The sequence below is a fragment of the Pseudomonas sp. Xaverov 259 genome (assembly GCF_019352915.1).
Lineage (GTDB): Bacteria > Pseudomonadota > Gammaproteobacteria > Pseudomonadales > Pseudomonadaceae > Aquipseudomonas.
Genome location: NZ_JAAAFV010000057.1, coordinates 1,057,371 through 1,076,476, shown reverse-complemented (window position 1 = coordinate 1,076,476; position 19,106 = coordinate 1,057,371). Strand labels below are relative to the sequence as shown.

Here is a 19,106-nt window from a genome sequence, read left to right as displayed (position 1 = left end):
TAACCTGATAGGTGTTACATGGCAGGCGCAAAAGAGATTCGCAGTAAGATTGCGAGCATCAAAAGCACGCAAAAGATTACCAGCGCCATGGAAAAAGTGGCGGTCAGCAAAATGCGCAAGGCACAAATGCGCATGGCTGCTAGCCGTCCTTATGCGGAGCGTATCCGCCAGGTAATTGGGCATTTGGCTAACGCCAACCCGGAATACCGCCACCCGTTCATGATCGACCGCGAAGTTAAGCGTGTGGGTTATGTGGTAGTGAGCAGTGACCGTGGTTTGTGCGGTGGTCTGAATACCAACCTGTTCAAGGCCCTGGTCAAGGACATGGCGGTAAACCGCGAAAAGGGCGTCGAGATCGATCTGTGTGTTGTTGGTAGCAAGGGTGCGGCCTTTTTCCGTAACTTCGGCGGTAACGTCGTTGCAGCTATCAGCCACCTGGGTGAAGAGCCGTCGATCAATGATTTGATCGGCAGTGTGAAGGTGATGCTGGATGCGTACCTGGAAGGCCGGATTGACCGCCTGTCCGTGGTATCCAACAAGTTCATCAACACCATGACCCAGCAGCCAACCGTGGAGCAATTGATTCCACTGGTGGCGACTCCGGATCAGGAACTCAAGCACCACTGGGACTACCTCTACGAACCAGACGCCAAAGAGCTGCTTGACGGCTTGATGGTGCGCTACGTGGAGTCGCAGGTGTACCAGGCGGTGGTCGAGAACAACGCAGCTGAACAAGCGGCGCGGATGATCGCGATGAAAAACGCTACCGATAACGCCGGTGATCTGATCAGCGATTTGCAGCTGATCTACAACAAGGCGCGTCAGGCTGCGATCACCCAAGAGATCTCGGAAATCGTCGGCGGCGCTGCCGCGGTTTAACGGTTCAAATATTCAGAGGATCCAGCTATGAGTAGCGGACGTATCGTTCAAATCATCGGCGCCGTTATCGACGTGGAATTTCCACGCGACAGCGTACCGAGCATCTACAACGCTTTGAAAGTACAAAGCGATGCCGGCACCACTCTGGAAGTTCAGCAGCAGCTGGGCGACGGCGTGGTACGGACCATTGCAATGGGTTCCACCGAAGGCCTGAAACGTGGTCTGGGTGTGCTTGACACTGGCGCTGCCATCTCCGTACCGGTCGGTAAAGCGACCCTGGGCCGGATCATGGACGTACTGGGCAACCCGATTGACGAAGCTGGCCCGATCGACACCGAAGAGCGCTGGGGCATTCACCGTCCAGCTCCTTCGTTCGCCGAACAAGCTGGCGGCAACGATCTGCTCGAAACCGGTATCAAGGTTATCGACCTGGTTTGCCCGTTCGCCAAAGGCGGTAAAGTCGGTCTGTTCGGTGGTGCCGGTGTAGGCAAAACCGTAAACATGATGGAACTGATCCGTAACATCGCCATCGAGCACAGCGGTTATTCCGTGTTCGCAGGTGTTGGTGAGCGTACTCGTGAGGGTAACGACTTCTACCACGAGATGAAGGACTCCAACGTTCTGGACAAAGTGGCACTGGTTTACGGTCAGATGAACGAGCCGCCGGGTAACCGTCTGCGCGTTGCACTGACTGGCCTGACCATGGCCGAGAAGTTCCGTGACGAAGGTAACGACGTTCTGCTGTTCGTCGACAACATCTACCGTTACACCTTGGCCGGTACTGAAGTATCCGCACTGCTGGGCCGTATGCCTTCTGCAGTAGGTTACCAACCGACCCTGGCCGAAGAGATGGGCGTTCTGCAGGAACGTATCACTTCGACCAAAGAAGGTTCGATCACCTCGATCCAAGCGGTATACGTACCTGCGGATGACTTGACTGACCCGTCGCCTGCGACCACCTTCGCCCACTTGGACGCCACCGTCGTTCTGTCCCGTGACATCGCTTCCCTGGGTATCTACCCAGCGGTCGATCCACTCGACTCGACTTCGCGCCAGCTGGATCCGAACGTGATCGGCCAGGAGCACTACGACACCGCTCGCGGCGTTCAGTACGTGCTGCAGCGTTACAAAGAACTGAAGGACATCATTGCGATCCTGGGTATGGACGAGCTGTCGGAAGCCGACAAGCAGTTGGTAAACCGTGCTCGTAAGATCCAGCGCTTCTTGTCGCAGCCGTTCTTCGTGGCTGAAGTCTTCACCGGTGCTTCGGGTAAATACGTTTCCCTGAAAGACACCATTGCTGGCTTCAAAGGCATCCTCAACGGTGACTACGACCACCTGCCAGAACAAGCGTTCTACATGGTCGGCGGCATCGAAGAAGCGATCGAGAAAGCCAAGAAACTGTAATCTCGGCGCCCGGAAACGGGCGCTCATCAGGTTGAGGCAATCAGATGGCTATGACAGTCCATTGCGATATCGTCAGCGCGGAAGGGGAAATTTTCTCCGGTCTGGTAGAAATGGTGATTGCACACGGCGATCTGGGTGATCTTGGTATCGCCATGGGTCACGCACCGTTGATCACCAGCTTGAAGCCAGGTCCGATCACTCTGACCAAGCAAGGCGGGGAACGTGAGGTGTTTTACATCTCCGGCGGCTTCCTCGAGGTTCAGCCGAACATGGTCAAGGTACTTGCCGACACCGTGCAACGTGCTGGCGACCTGGATGAAGCCTCCGCTCAGGAAGCCGTCAAGGCTGCCGAGAAGGCCCTGAACGAAAAGGGTGCGGACTTCGACTACAGCGCTGCTGCTGTACGTCTGGCCGAGGCTGCAGCTCAGCTGCGCACGCTCCAGCAGATCCGCAAGAAGTAAGCGGCCTGGCCGCAATGCTTCAAGCGCGATTGATTAAAAAGGGTAGCCTCGGCTACCCTTTTTCTTTTTCAGCAAAACACTTCTCAGGTCTGAAGTCGGACCGCCCAGGATTGGTAGCCATTAATGTCTCTTGAAATCGTCATTCTCGCCGCAGGCCAGGGCACACGCATGCGTTCGGCCCTGCCCAAGGTGCTGCACCCGGTCGCGGGCAATTCCATGCTTGGCCATGTTATCCACAGCGCCCGACAACTGGACCCACAGCGCATCCACGTGGTGATCGGCCACGGCGCTGACGTGGTGCGTGAACGCCTGGCCGCGGATGACCTGAATTTCGTGTTGCAGGACAAGCAACTGGGTACCGGCCACGCGACGGCGCAAGCTGTACCGTTCATCAGCGCCGACACCGTGCTGATCCTCTATGGCGACGTACCGCTGATCGAGGTTGAAACCCTGCAACGCCTGCTCAAGCACGTAATATCCGGCCAGATGGGGCTGCTCACCGTTGAGCTGGACGATCCTACCGGCTACGGTCGCATCGTGCGCGATGCCAGCGGCAAGGTCGCGGCTATCGTCGAGCACAAAGACGCCAGCGAAGCCCAACGTGCGATTACTGAAGGCAACACCGGCATTCTCGCCGTGCCGGCCAACAAGCTGGCTGACTGGATGAGCCGTTTGTCGAACAACAACGCCCAGGGCGAGTACTACCTCACCGACGTCATCGAAATGGCGGTAAGTGACGGCCTGCTGGTTGCCACCGAACAGCCCCACGACCCGATAGAAGTGCAGGGCGCCAACGACCGCAAGCAGCTTGCCGAGCTTGAGCGTCACTATCAACTGCGCGAAGGCCGCCGCCTGATGGCCCAGGGCGTAACCCTGCGCGACCCGGCGCGCTTCGATGTGCGCGGTGAAGTCACGGTTGGCCGCGACGTGCTGATCGATATCAACGTGATCCTTGAAGGCCGCGTGATCATCGAGGACAACGTGGTGATTGGCCCCAACTGTGTCATCAAGGACAGCACCTTACGCAAAGGCGTGGTGGTCAAGGCCAACAGCCATCTTGATGGCGCGGTGATGGGCGAGGGCAGCGATGCCGGCCCGTTTGCGCGCCTTCGTCCGGGCAGTGTGCTGGGTGCCCGTGCGCACGTCGGCAATTTCGTCGAACTTAAAAACGCAAAAATGGGCGACGACGCTAAGGCGGGTCACTTGGCCTACCTCGGCGATGCAGTGATCGGCGCGCGCAGCAACATCGGCGCTGGTGCCATCACCTGCAACTACGATGGCGCCAACAAGTACCAGACGACCATTGGTGAAGATGTGTTTATCGGCTCCAATAACTCGCTGATTGCGCCGGTCACTATCGGTGATGGCTCCAACACTGCGGCAGGTTCGACCATCAACCAGGATGTGGATAAGTCGCAACTGGCTGTGGCCCGCGCCCGCCAGCGCAACATCGACGGCTGGAAACGCCCGGTCAAAATCAAAAAGACCTGAGTTATCCACAACCCAAAGATCAATACAGTTCAAATGTGGGAGCGGGCTTGCTCGCGAAAGCGTTCGGTCAGGCACTGAAAAGTTGACTGACACACCGCATTCGCGAGCAAGCCCGCTCCCACATTGTGCTCAGTGTTGTGCAAAAACTTTTCCATCTGCTTGACGATTTCCTGCCAATAGGTTTTGATTGCCTTCGTTATCTTTCGAAGCGAAACTTATCATCACCATGTCGAAACGAAATACACCCCAACGGCGCCACAACATTCTGACCCTGCTCAATGAACAGGGCGAAGTCAGCGTGGACGAATTGGCCAAGCGTTTCGAAACCTCGGAAGTGACCATCCGCAAGGACCTCGCCGCCCTCGAAAGCAATGGCCTGCTGCTGCGCCGCTATGGTGGCGCGATCACCATGCCCCAAGAACTGGTCGGCGACGCCGCGCAGCCCATCTCGGCCTACAAGCGCGCCATCGCCCGTGCGGCCGTCATGCGCTTGCGTGAACACGCGCGCATCATCATCGACAGCGGCAGCACCACCGCCGCCATGATTCCTCAACTGGGCCCGCAGCCCGGTCTGGTGGTGATGACCAACTCCCTGCACGTGGCCCGCGCCTTGAGCGAGCTGGAACATGAGCCGGTGCTGTTGATGACCGGCGGCACCTGGGACCCGCATTCGGATTCATTCCAGGGCCAGGTCGCCGAACAAGTGCTACGTTCTTACGATTTTGATCAGTTGTTTATCGGAGCCGATGGCATCGATCTGGAACGTGGCACCACCACCTTCAACGAACTGCTGGGCCTGAGCCGTGTAATGGCCGAGGTCGCCCGTGAAGTGGTGGTGATGGTCGAATCCGACAAGATCGGCCGCAAGATTCCCAACCTGGAACTGCCCTGGAGCAGCGTCCATACCCTAATTACCGATGATCGCCTGCCGCTTGAGGCCCGCGACCAGATCCAAGCCCGCGGCATTACGCTGATATGCGCGGCAATCATCTAGGAGATACACCATGTGTGGAATTGTAGGCGCAGTCGCTGAACGCAACGTCACCGCCATCCTGCTTGAAGGCCTCAAGCGCCTGGAATACCGCGGCTATGACAGCGCCGGTGTAGCCGTATTTACCAACGCCGGTAAACTCGAGCGCATGCGTCGCCCAGGCAAAGTCAGCGAGCTGGAACAAGCCCTGCTCGGCGAGCCGCTGGTGGGCCGTCTGGGTATCGCCCACACCCGCTGGGCCACCCACGGTGCGCCGTGCGAACGTAATGCTCACCCGCATTTCTCCGGCGACCTGGCCGTGGTGCACAACGGCATCATTGAAAACCACGAAGTGCTGCGCGAACAACTCAAAGGCTTGGGCTACGTGTTCACCTCGGACACCGACACTGAAGTCATCGCTCACCTGCTCAACCACAAGCTCAAGGACCTTGGCGACCTGACCGTCGCCCTCAAGGCCACCGTCAAGGAACTGCACGGCGCCTACGGCCTGGCCGTGGTCTGCGCCAGCCAACCCGACCGCGTGGTGGCTGCACGCAGTGGCAGCCCGTTGGTGATTGGCCTGGGCCTGGGCGAAAACTTCCTCGCCTCCGACCAACTGGCCCTGCGCCAAGTGACTGACCGCTTCATGTACCTGGAAGAAGGCGATATCGCCGATATTCGCCGTGAAAGCGTGCAGATCTGGGACGTCAACGGCGTGCCGGTCGAGCGCGAAGCCGTGCAATACCGTGATGGTGCCGAGGCCGCTGATAAAGGCGAATTCCGCCACTTCATGCTCAAGGAAATCCACGAGCAACCGTCCGTGGTGCAACGCACCCTGGAAGGCCGCCTGAGCCACAACCAAGTGCTGGTCAACGCCTTCGGCCCGCAAGCCGCCGAGCTGTTCGCCAAAGTGCGCAATGTGCAGATCGTCGCCTGCGGCACCAGCTACCACGCCGGTATGGTTGCCCGTTACTGGCTCGAAGAACTGGCCGGCATCCCGTGCCAGGTCGAAGTCGCCAGCGAGTTCCGCTACCGCAAGGTGGTGGTGCAGCCTGACACCCTGTTCGTGACCATCTCCCAGTCCGGCGAAACGGCCGACACCCTGGCCGCGCTGCGTAACGCTAAAGAGCTCGGCTTTCTCGGCAGCCTGGCGATCTGCAACGTCAGCATCAGCTCGCTGGTGCGTGAGTCCGACCTGACCCTGCTGACCCAGGCCGGTCGCGAAATCGGCGTGGCGTCCACCAAAGCCTTTACCACCCAACTCGTTGGCCTGTTGCTGCTGACCCTGTCCCTGGGCCAGGTGCGCGGCACCCTCGCCGAAGGCGTCGAAGCCACCCTGGTCGAAGAACTGCGCCGCCTGCCGACCCGCCTGGGCGAAGCACTGGCGATGGACAGCACCGTGGAAAAAGTCGCCGAACTGTTCGCCGACAAGAACCACACCCTGTTCCTCGGCCGTGGCGCGCAATACCCGGTGGCGATGGAAGGCTCGCTCAAGCTCAAGGAAATCTCGTACATCCACGCCGAAGCCTACCCGGCCGGCGAACTCAAACACGGCCCATTGGCCCTGGTGGATGACGACATGCCGGTGGTCACCGTCGCGCCGAACAACGAACTGCTGGAAAAGCTCAAATCCAACCTGCAGGAAGTACGCGCGCGTGGCGGCCAGCTGATCGTGTTCGCCGATGAAAAAGCCGGCATGACCAACGGCGAAGGCACCCACGTGATCAACATGCCGCACATCCACGACACCCTGTCGCCGATCCTCTACACCATCCCGTTACAACTGCTGTCGTATTACGTTGCCGTGCTCAAGGGCACTGACGTTGACCAGCCGCGTAACCTGGCGAAGTCGGTGACGGTGGAGTAACAGGCCATACCCTGGAGGCCCTCGGGTCTCCAGCTTGCTGTCGAAATGGACCTCGTCATACGAAAGGATTCGGTTTTGAAGCAAACTCCCTTTTCAACGATCCGCGAGCGTTTGAACAATCGCAGGTTCGCTGTCGCCAACAACACCCACGGGCTTTCCGGCTCCGGCACGGTGTTTCACTACCTGGTCGAGGGTGATGCTATTACCGGCACTTACCAAGGCGGCCGAATCCACCTGGGGCAGCAGGTCGGGCGTGTGACAGGCGAGGATTCCATCGAGCTTCTGTACCAGTGCCTGACCACGCAAGGAGAGCTCCTTGCCGGCTGGTCCCGTGGCACTGTCGGCTATGACGACGTCGGGCGTACTACGCTGGGCTTCGAGTGGGGCTGGCTGTCGGGGGCGACCGGCGGCGGGAAATCCAGCTATATCGAACTCATACCGGACGAGGAAATACGTATGGCATTGAATGCAGATTTTTCCTAAATTAAAAAGTCGGAAAAAATATCGGAAAAATAAATCTGAATATCGATATTAAAACCGGGATAAGCCCAGCTAATATTGATCATTGTGAAAAAAAATATCGGAAAACAAATCGGAAAAAGGTAACCGTAATGGCGCAGGAATTTATTTCTGGAAACCATTGGCTTGAGCCTATCTGGCCTTCCCCGGGGTTTCCTGCGTCGACAGTGCGTACGGCAGAGTCCCTCGGCTTTCGCGCTGGAAAGCTGACAGGGCTCTTGCCCAGGCAAACGGCCAACCGCATAGGCGGTTTGATGCGGATCACCAGTAGCTATTACAGCAACCTGATCGAGGGCCAGTTTACGGAGCCGGTCACGTTGTCGGCTCGCGTGCCCAGGCGTGACCCCAAGGAGCTGCGAGCTCTCGCCGAAAGTCATATTGGCGTTCAGGAATTGTTGGAGAGAGCCTTGCGACGGCCCCAATCCATGGACGCCCCTTGGGATCTGTTCTTCGCGCCAGAACTGGTGTCTGTTGTTCATCGCCGCCTTTTCCGCGAGGCGAGTGATGAAGATTTACGGCTGGGTGACGGCCACCTGCTGGTGCCTGGCCAACTGCGTGACGCCGCGCAGCGAAACGTTCTGGTGGGTGACCATGCTGCGCCAGCCTGGGAGGCTGTAACGCCCATGCTCACTCGGCTTCAGCAGGTCTATGGCAGACAACCTGACCTGACCCCGCGAATCCTTGGCTCGCTGGCTTACCATCATCGCCTTGCTTTCGTGCACCCTTTTGAAGATGGTAATGGCCGGGTTATACGCATGATGACCCACCTGCAACTGATGCGGCTTGGGCTTGCTTCACCATTGTGGTCACTGTCCAGAGGGTTGGCACGGAAGCAGGATGAATACTATGCCCATCTGCGCGCAGCGGATCAGCCTCGCCGAGGCGATCTGGATGGTCGGGGTCAACTCACCCAAGCGGGTTTGTTTGGCTTTGTGGAATTCATGCTGCAGGTTTGCATCGATCAAATGGACTATGTCGAGCAAGCCATGGACCTTGTGTCCTTGCGCCACCGGCTGGAACGGGTCGTCGGGCTTGAGCCGCGATTTATCCAGGCAGGCGTGAAGCAGGAAATGGCCAAAGCGATCCATATCTTGCTGACCCAAGGCGAGATGCTTCGAGCCGACTTCAAGACGTTTTCCGGCCTGCACGACCGAGTTGCCAGTGAGCAACTCAGAAAACTCATTGATTTGGGCGTAGTTGAAGCCTCTTCAGCAAAATCACGGTCGATCTTTCCGGGACTGCCTGTGTGGTTTGCACAGTTGATCTTTCCCGATTTGCACAGACGTTTCTAGCCTTGAACGATGCGCTTGTCGGTTCTGTGCGCTAAGTCCGGGTGCTTCACTGCGCTTTAGCCCTAGAATGCCTCCCTGTGGATAACTCAGCCAGGGAACGCCTTCACCATGAACATAGAACTGCTTATCGCCGGTATCGTCGTGCTGATCATTGTCGTGGGCTTGATCGGCTGGATGGTCGGCGTCTACAACGGCCTGGTGATGCGGCGCAACGATGTGGATAAAGCTTTCGCCAATATTGACGTGCTGCTCAAGCAACGGGCCGATCAGATCCCCGACCTGATGCGCGTGGTGCAGACCGCCATGAACCATGAGAACGCATTGTTTACCCGCCTCAGCGACGCGCGCACTCAATACCTGAACGCCAGCAGCCTCAACGCTAAGGTCGATGCGTCCAACCAGCTCAACGCGGCGCTCAAGTCGGTGATTGCGGTGGCGGAGAGTTATCCGGCGCTGATCTCGGGGCCGAACATGGTCGAGTTGCAACAGGCTATCTCGGCTGTGGAGGAGCGCATTGCTGACCGGCGTGAGTTCTTCAATGAGTCGGTGAACCTCTATAACATCGCCATCGCGGTGTTCCCCGACCTGTTCTTTGCGCGGATGCTCAGCTATCAGCGTATTCCGCTGTTGGCCATCAGCGCCGAAGAAACCCGCTACGAAGGCGTGAAACTTGAGGTGCCGGGGGCATGAAAACCACCCAGGCAGGCGTTGTGGTGAAAAAGCCGAAGTGGAAAACCGCGCTGGCGCTGGTGTTCCTCGCCGGCTTTATCGCCTTGTTGGTTTATGCGCCAAACATCCTGATTGCGCTGTTTTTCCCTGTGGGCATTCTGTTCGGATTGCTGGTCAGCTTTGGCCCCAGCTTCTACAAAACCGAGCAGCGCCTGGCCACCAGTCAGATTCGTTCGCTGGCCATGGGCCTGGTGGAAGTGCGCGGCAAGGTGATTGCCGACCAGACCATGCTGTCGCCGGTCTATGGCAAGCCGTGTGTGGGTTATGTGCTGATTGTCGAAGAGGGGACCAAAGACAAGGACGGCGATTGGAGTTGGAGCCGGGTGTTGGGTGAGGCGCGCTGTCATGACTTCCGGCTGCGGGACGCCAGCGGTGAGGTCCGCGTGATTGCTGAAGGGATTGACCTGTTTGGTAATAAATCGCCTGTCGAGTATGAGCTGCTCGGTAGTTCCCGCCGCCAGGGTGAAATCCTGTTGGTCCAGGACCTGGACGTGATGCTGATTGGCGACGCCGGTGAGCGAGAAGGCCAAACGGTTATTTCACAGGGCAGACACCCGAAGGCGGTGTTCGGCGTAGTACTGACTGAGGATGTGGAAAACCGCCGAGTGCTGGCGCCGTTATGGCGCGCCGGTGGTTTTTATGGCGCGGTGGTTGGGCTGCTCGGGGTGGGCGTCATGGCCATGACGCCAGCGCATTTCGCTCAACTGCATTTGCCCGGCCCCGAGACTTATCCACAGATGGCCGAACGGGGCCCGTTCTATCAATTGCTCGCCTGGCTGTACCGCGAGGGCGGCTTTCAGATTCCGTTCATGGCTGCGTTTGGCTTCTTTTTGGCCCTTATCGTCGTCATGATGGCTACCCGGCTAGTCCTGCCCAAAGGTATTCGCCTGGCCGTGGGGCGCGTACTGGGAGCATGGATGGGCTTGGGCATGGTGATTGGCGGCGTAGTGACCCTGCTGCTGTTCGTTGCCCATGTGGATACGATGAAGTTGTTTCTGGTGTGGATGCTGATCCTGCTGGGCACCTTGGTGTTCTCAATCTTCGAGCAGAGAAAACTTGGCGCGGCGTACAACCATTATGCCAAGCGCGTGGGCAAAGCCAGCTTCGGCGATGAAGACGCCTGATCAGGGCGATTGAAGAGGCAAGACCACAACCCTCAAAGCAGCAAAGATCAACTGTGGGATCAGGGCACAAACTCCACTTTCAGCCTGCGGCTCGCACTGCGGCCCTGATCATCACTTACCCGCAACTGGTATTCGCCCGACTTGCCCGGCCGCCAGTTCAACGTGGTCTGCGGCGGGCCTTGGCCGATCAGCGTCTGGTCGGCAAACCAGTACAGCGTGGTCGCGTCGCTGGCCGCGTTGGCATTGAGCGGGATACTTTCCTGCGGCTGGGACAGGCGCAACTGGTAGCTCACCTGGGTCAGCGGCGAGCGAATCTGCGGCGCTTCGCTTTGGTCGCTGATGCGGTTGGGCTGGCAATTTTTCATCACATTAGGCGGTGTGCGCCGGGGCAGGCCGGCGGCGCGGTAAAGGCGCTGCACATCGCTTGGCCAGAATTCGAAGACTTCTTCGCGGGTGTATTGCGGCTCGAACGGCGGGCACGCGGCCTTGCCGGTGCGCGTATCGATCAGTACCGGGCGATGCAGGTTGGACACGCGAATCGGCGACACGCCGGGTATGTACCAGGTCTTGCGAGTTTGCGGGCACCAGCGGTTGGGCAGCTCGCCGGAGGCCGCGCACACGTCGATGCGCACCAGCCCGGCGGGCGGCTTGTCGGGTTTGATCACCACATTGGGCAAGGCCAGGGGCAATGCATCGGCGATCCGGAAGAACAGCGGCGCAGCAGTTTTGGCGCCGATAAACGTCGGGTTCGGCCGCCCATCAAAGTTGCCCACCCACACCACCAGCACATACGGCCCCACCAGGCCCGCGCTCCAGGCATCGTGAAAGCCCCAGGACGTGCCGGTTTTCCACGCGGTACGCCAGTGGCGGCCGGGCAGGCCATCCGGGCGCGGGTTGCGGCGCAGCATGTCGCGCACCATAAACGCCGCTTGGGGCGTGAGCAGTTGCGCGCCGGTGGTTTGCGGCTGTTCCTGCAAATAGCGCAACGGCCGCAAGTGCCCGTCACCGGCGAGCATCACATATAAGCGCGCCAGCTCTTCGGGCGTCATTTCGCCGCCGCCCAAGGCCAAGGCCAGGCCGTAATGGGCTTCACCGCGCAGGCCTTTGATACCGGCGCGTTGCAGCAAGCCATACAGTGAGGGCGACTGCACCTGGCTGGCGAGCCATACCGCTGGAATATTGCGACTACGGATCAACGCGTCCCGCGCCGTCAGTGGCCCGACAAAACTGCCGTCGAAATTTTCCGGTTGGAAGTAGCCGAAGTTACTGGGTAAATCCTTGAGGATGCTCATGGGGTGGATAACCCCCTGATCCAGCGCCAACCCATACAGAAATGGCTTGAGCGTTGACCCCGGCGAGCGCCGTGACAACACGCCGTTGACCTGGCCGTGGATGCTTGTGGATAAGTAATCCGCCGAACCTACCAGCGCCTTGACGCTCTGGTCGCGGCTGTCCACAAGGATGGCCGTGGCGTTTTCCACACCGGTACTGCGCCGCTCGGCAATAAAACCGGTGATCAGGCGTTCGAGCAGTTGCTGCAAAGGCAGGTTGAGGGTGGTGTTCAACTCGTTGCCGGGCTGCGACGCCAGCAACTGTTCGCTCAAGTGCGGCGCCAGAAACGGGATCTGCTGGCGGTTGCGCGCCTCCAGGGGCAAGTCGAGCAAGCTGTCGTTACGCGGGTCCTGTGGATAAGTTTCGCGCCAGTCGGCCATCAAGCGCAGCCGCGCATGTTGCAGCGACGGCCCGAAGCGTGCGCGCCGCCCCGGTTGCTGCGGGATCACCGCCAGCGCCAGCGCTTCGGACAACGACAACTGCGCCGCCGACTTGCCAAAGTAAATCCGGCTGGCCGCTTCGGCACCTTCGATATTGCCGCCCATGGGCGCCAGGTTCAGGTAAGCCTCAAGGATATCGTGCTTGCTGTAGCGCGCTTCCAGCCACAGCGCCAGGGCCATCTGCTGCAATTTGCCTGGCACTTGGCGGGTGTTGAGGTCCCACAGCCGCCGCGCCAACTGCATGCTCAAGGTCGAACCGCCCTGACGCTGGCCGCCGCTGTAGGTGGCCATGGCCGCACGCAGCAACGCCGGGGGGTTGATGCCCGGGTGCCAATAGAAATTACGGTCTTCCTTGAGCAACAAGGCTTCGACCAGTGATGGCGACATGCGCGCAAGCGGCAGCCATAGGCGGTATTGCCCATCCTGCGCCAAGGTCATGCGCAGCAGCGCGCCGTCGTCGGCCAACACCACGCGGGACGAGGTGACGGCCTGTTCGAGGGGGGCGTGGGGCCACCATCGCAGCCCCGCCAGCGTGCCTGTAACGAGCCCCGCCGCTGCAAGCAGCGGCGTCAGGCGTTTAAGGCTTGGTAATTTCAAGCTGGCCTACTTTGCCGCGCCCTTGCAGGGTGGTTTCGTACATGCCTTCGGCGTAGGCCGGTGGCGTATTGAACGTCCCCGCGTTGGTGGCGCGCACGCGGTACACGAAAGTGCCTACATCACGCAGCGCGGTGCCGTACAACACCACCCGATCATCGCGCACGTCCACGTAGTCCGGCTGCCAGTTGCTCAGCTCGGTCTCGCCGATCGGCGCCTGCCAGGCATCGAGTTCATCACCGTCGGCGGTTTCCACGTACTCGGAATCGTCGCCTTCACTTTCACTTTCTTCGTTGCTGGCGGCCGCTTCCGGCTCCGGTGGCAAGTTATACACAGGCTCGACACCGCCTGGCAGCAAGTCGACCACGGCCACTTGCTGCACTTGGTCACGGTCGGTGGCGCGCAGGCGCAGGCGCACCAGGAACTCGTCGCCCACCGCGACTTTGCTCACCGTCTCGCCTTTGAGGTCGAGGTATTCGTGGATGATTTCCAGGCCATTGTTGATCGGCTTGAGCTTGGCGCCCTTGTCGAAACCGGCTTCGCTGAGCATGTAGAAGGCGGCCGGTCCGTCGGTTTTTTCCATCACCAGCTTCTGCGTTTTACCCGGCACGGCGGCGCGCGGTGGCTGGCCGGCCATCTCCAGCAATTGCTGTTGCTTGTCACCCAGCCAGGCGGTCGCCTTGAGGGTCATGTCGCTCTGGGCACGCTGGCCATAGTTGTCCAGGGCGCGCAGCAGCAGGGCGGCCGACAGCGAGTTGTAACGCTGTTCGTTCAGGCGCTTGCCGAGTTTATCCAGCAGCGCCGTCGGTACATCGTCAAGCAACTCGGGGAAGTGACGCGCCAGCAGGTGCAAGTGCTCGGCATCGTGTACCAGCGGGTCGTAATACAGGCCATCGCTCTCCCACTTATCCACCAGCGAACGCCACGGGATTTTGCGGAACAAGGTATCGGCCTGACGATCCTGCTTGAGCAGCTTGTAACTGGCCGCCAGGTAAGCGGCGCCCAAGTCGTTCTGCCAGGTGTCTTTGAAGTAGCTCTCGTAACGCTCGCGGATATCGCTCAAGGCGCCGCTCACCAGAATTCCCTGACGGCTCAAGAGGTAACTGGCGTAGGCACGGTTGCGCAATTCCGACAGACCTTCGCTCGGGCCATTGGCCAAGTCGGTCAGGTAGGCGTTGGAGCGCGCCAGCAGGTCTTCCGGCACCGGCAGCCCGCGTTCCTTGGCTTCGATCAGGAAGTCGGTGGCGTACAGGCTGGCATACGGCGCCACGTCCGGGTTGGCGGCCCACAAACCAAAGCCACCGGCCGAGTTCTGGCGCTGGCGCAGCATGCGCACCGCGCCGCTGAAGGCTTGTTCGGCTTCTGGTGCGGTACCGCCCCAGATCAACGCTGGCATGGCCTTGGACACCAATTGCTCGGTGCAGGCGTAGCCATAGTCATCCAGGTAATGCTTGAGGCCGTTGGCCCATACCAGCGGCGAGGCGGCCACACCCAACTGCACATCGCGCAATTGGCTGAACAGTTCGCGGGTCGGTTTCAGCTCTTTGCTGGCGCTGTCGAACCGGCCCAGGCTCAAGGCCACGCGATGCTCGCTCAGTGGGCGGATCGAAGTGGTTTCCGCCACCTGGATACGTTTGCCGTTCGGCAGTACCGCGACAAAACGCAGGTCCGCCGAGCCGAGGGTTTCACCCACCTTGATCTTGAACTCGGCGGTGCCTTCCTTGCGCGGTTGCAGCGACAGGGTGCTGCCTTTGTCGCCCTGCACATTGAGGCCGTCGCTGGTCTGCACTTCAAACTTCACGTCCGCTGCCGCGTCGAGGTTACTGAACACCCCGGCGCTCACATTGAACACATCCCCCGGTGCCACAAAGGCCGGCACGTTCGGCGTGATCACAATCGGCCCGCGCACTTCGGTATTGGCCTCGCTGACACCCACGCTGTCGCTGTCCACCGCCACTGCAAACAGGTGCAGCTTGCCGTTGAAGCTGTCCGGCACTTGGTAGTGCAGTACGGTTTCACCGGCGGGCAGGTCAACCAGCCCGGACCACCAGGCCACTGGCGGCTGGTGTTTACGCTTGAACGGGTTGAGGTGGTTGGCCAGCGCGCCTTCGGTGTCACCACCGGGCGCTGCCCCACTGAGCAGGCGGCTGAATTCCGGCAGGATCAGGTCAAGGATCTGACTGGTGCCAACCTCCAAGGCGCGTTTCTGGAAGAAGAAGCCCAACGGGTCGGGCGTCTGGTAACGCGCCACTTGCAGGATGCCTTCGTCCACCGCGTAAACTACCGCGCGGCCTGGGCGGTCGGCGGTCACCTTGATGTCCAGCGTCTGCCCCGGCTCGATCTTCTGCGGGCCTTCAACCTTGAGCGCCATGCGCCGCGCATCCAGGTTGATGCTGAACGGCACCACGCCGTAGGACAGCGGGCTCATATAAACCTCTGGCGAACCCATGTCGCGCACAAACTGCACGTTAACGTAGGCATTGCCCTCAAGCCCGGCAGGCACGCGGATATGTTGCACGCTGTTGGTGCTGTCGGCCTTGAACCACTGTTGGGTGTAAACCTTGTCACGCTCGATGGTGATCAAGCCGGCACCGGTGTACGGCGCGCGGATGCTGATCGCAATCTCATCACCGGTGGCGTAGCTGCGTTTATCCAGGCGCAGTTGCAGCTCGGCGTTGCGCTCCAGGGAGCGCGAGGTGTTGCCACGCCCGGCCACGCTGTAGTCGATCTGGTTGAGCAGGCGGCCATTGGCGTCTTTGACTTGCAGGGTGAAATCACCCGGCGTGCCGGTGTTGAGCGTCTGCTTGGCGCCGTCCTTGGTCATCGTCAGCGGTGAGGCCGGCTGGCTGATGTTCTTGATGCGTGACTCATATTTGTAGGTGCCGTTGGACTGTTTCACCAGTACCGACACGTAACGGTGTTCGACCACTTCACTGGTCAGGCCATCCACTGCCATCGGCGTGAGGTCTGGCGCGACGGCCAGCCATTGCACCTGACGCGGGGCGTCCTTGGCGACGTACGACAGCGAGTCCTGACTTTTCACACCGACCAGATAAGGCGCAGACGACACCAGCAGCGCACTTTGCGCCGCCACGTTGCGGCCACCTTCGGCCTCGAACACCTGGGTCATCACCTGCAGGCGATAGGTGCTGCTGGCGAAGCGTTGCAGGTTGAGGTCGAGCACGGCCTGGCCGTTGTCGTCGACGCTGGTTTCAGCCAGGTCTTCGGTGCTGGCTTCTTCCAGAGAGTCGTTGAGGCGGAAGCGGTAATCGGGGTAACGGTCAAAGGCCGCGAGCGTCGGGCTCAGGGACATCTTCGCCGTGACGCGCCGGCCGGCTGCCGGAGCGCCGAACAGGTGCATGGCGGTGACTTTGGCCACCACTTGGTCCGGCGGGATCCAGCCCAACACCGGCGTGTCATGCAGGCTCAGGCTGACCTTCATGCGGTCCGGCTCGAAGTCGCGGACCTTGAAGCTGACACTGCCCAGGTCGGTGCGGGTGTTTTTCTGGCCGATCAACTGCAAGGTCGCGGTGTACTCCCCGGCGGGGGCGACTTCACTGCTGGGGAAATCAAAGGTTTCAAAGCCGCTGGTGGACAGCTTCAGCGGCTGGCGAATCACTTCCAGGCCGCGCGGGTCGGTGATTTGCAGCTCTACCGGCAGGCCTTGCAAGGCGCCTTTCCAGTCGCCGCTGCGCACGATCATGCCCAGGTGTGCGGTTTCGCCCGGGCGGTACAGGCCACGGTCGGTGAACATATACGCGTTGAGGCGATTAATCGCGCCGTCTTCTTCCAAACCCCCTACATCAAAGCGTGAAAAGTCCAACTGCTGGGACTGACGGGCAATCGGCAGGAACGACTGGTCATTGCCGCGCGTGACCACATACATCAGCGGCGTTTTCTCACGGCGCAGTTCGTCCAGTTTGGCGAAATGCGCGTGGCCTTCGGCGTCGGTGCGGCCGCTGGCGACCGGCAGACCGTTGCGACCCATGATGTCCACTTGTGCATCGGCGACCGGCGAGCCGTTGCCGATGGACTGCACAAAGACATCATGGCTGCCGTCGCTGGAGCGCTTGGCGATGATGCCGAGGTCGGTAACCACGATAAAACGCAGGTCGCTGGTGCTGTTGCGTTCGTACTCGAAGGTACGCTCGGCCGGGTCATCCTGCGGGCTCAGCTTGAGCACGAAAATACCGCGACGGCCGCCATTGGCGGTGAGGTAGTGGCTCAGGTCCACGTTGTCGTAGACGGTTTTCGCCGGGTCATTGGACGACAGCGCAATATCCAGCGACTGACGCTCAACCATGCGGTCGAAGTATTCATTGCCGAAATTCGGCCGGGCGAAGCTGCCGCTGCTTTGGTCGACCAAATGCTGCAACTGGTTGGGCAGCAGGCGGGCGATTTCCACATGGGCGCCGGGCACGCCACGGGCCATGAAGCCTAGGCGTTTTTCGCCGTTGAGGCTTAGCAGCGCGCCGTCGGACAAGAACTGCAAAGTACGTGGATATGCCGGCATGCTGATCAGCGAGGCGGTAGGGTTTTTCGCCAGGTAGCCACCGATGGCTTCCAGGTTGGCAGGCACGCGCACGTACAACGCGCGGCCGGCCGGGGCTTTGAACTTGAAGGCATGCAGGGTGTTCAGCGGCTCGACGCTGGGCACGTGGGTCAGGCTGACCTTGGTGCTGCGCGCCAGCATTGCGTCATCGATATCGTTGCTGGTGTAAGGGCGCGTGTCGTCTTCGGCCTTGGCCGGCAGCAGCCAGGCCTGGACCTTGCCGGCGATGGTGTCATCGGCCACGGCGCTGGAGCTGCTGAACATCAATACCGGCTCCGGTTCGCCGCGCTCGTTGTCGACAAAGCTGACTTCGGCAGCGGTAAACGTCAGGCGATAACGGCCGGGCACGGTGACTTCCGCCACCAGTGGCGCGGTGCTGGCATTGCCGCCGTCACGGGCCTTGATGCCTTCATCGAGCTTGGCGCTGACCGGCGTGCTTTCCAGTGGCGTGGCCAGGGCGGCGGAGCGCACGTAAGCATTCAGTTTGAGCTCGTCGAATGTGATTTCCGGGCGGTTGGGCAGTTGGGCGTCGCGGTAGGCCAGGCCTTTGCCGAGGGTTACCGAGACGCGCTTGCGCAGGTTGTCTTCATCCACCGGGTGGGAAAAGTGAAAGGTCGCCACCAGCTGTTTCAGCGTCGGGTTGGACGGGTCCTGGTACAGCTCGTTTTGCGCCAGGGTGGCGCGGAACGGTTGGGTCGAGAACTGGCTGCTGTATTGGCTCAGCAGCACGCCGTCAGCCAGCAGTTTTTTCTTGGCCAGGTCGAGTGTGTAATGAGCATCCACAGGCCAATCTTTTTCGGGCACGAACAATAACGTGCGGTCGTCGGACCAGCGCCAGGCACCGGCTACAGCGGGTTTAAGGGTAATGCCTTCAGTGACCGGCTTGCCAATCGCCGCCAGCGGAGCCACGGACTCGGCAAAACGCACCTGCAAGTTATCCACAACCGCAGGCTGCTGGGTGTAATCGGTCAGGTTCGGCTTATGCAGCGAATAACCCACGGTGTGGGGCTGCGGCAAATTCGAATACCAGTGCCAGCCGTAGAAGCCGGCGGCGGCCAGCAACACCAGGCCCAAGACCCCGGCACCCGCCTGGCGCGGATGGGCGCGGGCTTTACTGCCCAGGCTCCCCACGCCACGGCCCGTGGCTCGCAGCCAGGCTGGCGGCTGCCATTGGCCAAAGACGGCACTCACCACAGTCAATAAAGCGCCGAGAATTCGGCGGCTGATCGCTTTCAACGAATCGAACATGGTGAGCATCCCTGGCAAAGTGCGGCCTATCTTACACGCGTCTTTGATACAAAAGATGACGTGAAGTGGTCAGCGTGCTCAGGCGTGTTGCACAAAGGTGAGGCGTACCGCAAAACCGATCAAAAGACTGCCCGTGAACCAAGGTTTCGGGCTTAGCTTGGCCTCCCAATACACCACAAAACACCTGTGGGAGCTGGCTTG

General features: G+C 60.3%; 12 protein-coding genes. 10 read left to right on the top strand and 2 right to left on the bottom strand.

Annotated elements, in window-relative coordinates; translation table 11 throughout:
* Positions 1-18: 18 nt before the first annotated feature.
* From atpG to K0H48_RS27685, 10 genes are all read left to right on the top strand, one after another.
* Complete coding sequence (gene atpG / locus K0H48_RS27730; protein WP_010207685.1) at positions 19-879, top strand: F0F1 ATP synthase subunit gamma; 861 nt, start codon at positions 19-21, stop codon at positions 877-879.
* Positions 880-906: 27 nt separating this feature from the next.
* Positions 907-2,286, top strand: a complete 1,380-nt coding sequence (gene atpD / locus K0H48_RS27725; protein ID WP_056860940.1) for a F0F1 ATP synthase subunit beta — start codon at positions 907-909, stop codon at positions 2,284-2,286.
* Between the two features lie 44 nt (positions 2,287-2,330).
* The gene (locus K0H48_RS27720) at positions 2,331-2,747 is read left to right on the top strand and encodes a F0F1 ATP synthase subunit epsilon (RefSeq protein ID WP_017135117.1); all 417 of its coding nucleotides are present in this window, start codon (positions 2,331-2,333) and stop codon (positions 2,745-2,747) included.
* 123 nt (positions 2,748-2,870) lie between these two features.
* Positions 2,871-4,238, top strand: a complete 1,368-nt coding sequence (gene glmU, locus K0H48_RS27715) for a bifunctional UDP-N-acetylglucosamine diphosphorylase/glucosamine-1-phosphate N-acetyltransferase GlmU (RefSeq protein ID WP_219337504.1) — start codon at positions 2,871-2,873, stop codon at positions 4,236-4,238.
* Between the two features lie 226 nt (positions 4,239-4,464).
* The gene (locus K0H48_RS27710) at positions 4,465-5,232 is read left to right on the top strand and encodes a DeoR/GlpR family DNA-binding transcription regulator (RefSeq protein WP_219337503.1); all 768 of its coding nucleotides are present in this window, start codon (positions 4,465-4,467) and stop codon (positions 5,230-5,232) included.
* A 10-nt stretch (positions 5,233-5,242) separates the two neighbouring features.
* Positions 5,243-7,075, top strand: a complete 1,833-nt coding sequence (glmS, locus tag K0H48_RS27705) for a glutamine--fructose-6-phosphate transaminase (isomerizing) (RefSeq protein WP_219337502.1) — start codon at positions 5,243-5,245, stop codon at positions 7,073-7,075.
* A gap of 75 nt (positions 7,076-7,150) precedes the next feature.
* Positions 7,151-7,558, top strand: a complete 408-nt coding sequence (locus K0H48_RS27700) for a hypothetical protein (protein WP_257627112.1) — start codon at positions 7,151-7,153, stop codon at positions 7,556-7,558.
* A 128-nt stretch (positions 7,559-7,686) separates the two neighbouring features.
* Complete coding sequence (locus tag K0H48_RS27695; protein ID WP_219337500.1) at positions 7,687-8,886, top strand: Fic family protein; 1,200 nt, start codon at positions 7,687-7,689, stop codon at positions 8,884-8,886.
* 108 nt (positions 8,887-8,994) lie between these two features.
* Positions 8,995-9,576, top strand: a complete 582-nt coding sequence (locus tag K0H48_RS27690) for a LemA family protein (RefSeq protein WP_219337499.1) — start codon at positions 8,995-8,997, stop codon at positions 9,574-9,576.
* Complete coding sequence (locus K0H48_RS27685) at positions 9,573-10,739, top strand: hypothetical protein (protein WP_219337498.1); 1,167 nt, start codon at positions 9,573-9,575, stop codon at positions 10,737-10,739. The genes K0H48_RS27690 and K0H48_RS27685 overlap by 4 nt, the downstream gene beginning before the upstream one ends.
* 59 nt (positions 10,740-10,798) lie before the next feature.
* Here the strand turns inward: K0H48_RS27685 and pbpC are convergent, their stop codons facing one another.
* Together pbpC and K0H48_RS27675 are read right to left on the bottom strand one after the other, a co-directional pair.
* Positions 10,799-13,108, bottom strand: a complete 2,310-nt coding sequence (gene pbpC / locus K0H48_RS27680) for a penicillin-binding protein 1C (protein WP_219337497.1) — start codon at positions 13,106-13,108, stop codon at positions 10,799-10,801.
* Entirely contained in the window at positions 13,089-18,905 is a 5,817-nt protein-coding gene (locus K0H48_RS27675) for an MG2 domain-containing protein (RefSeq protein WP_219337496.1), read from the bottom strand. Before K0H48_RS27675 ends, pbpC begins: the two co-directional genes overlap by 20 nt.
* Between the last annotated feature and the right edge of the window lie 201 nt (positions 18,906-19,106).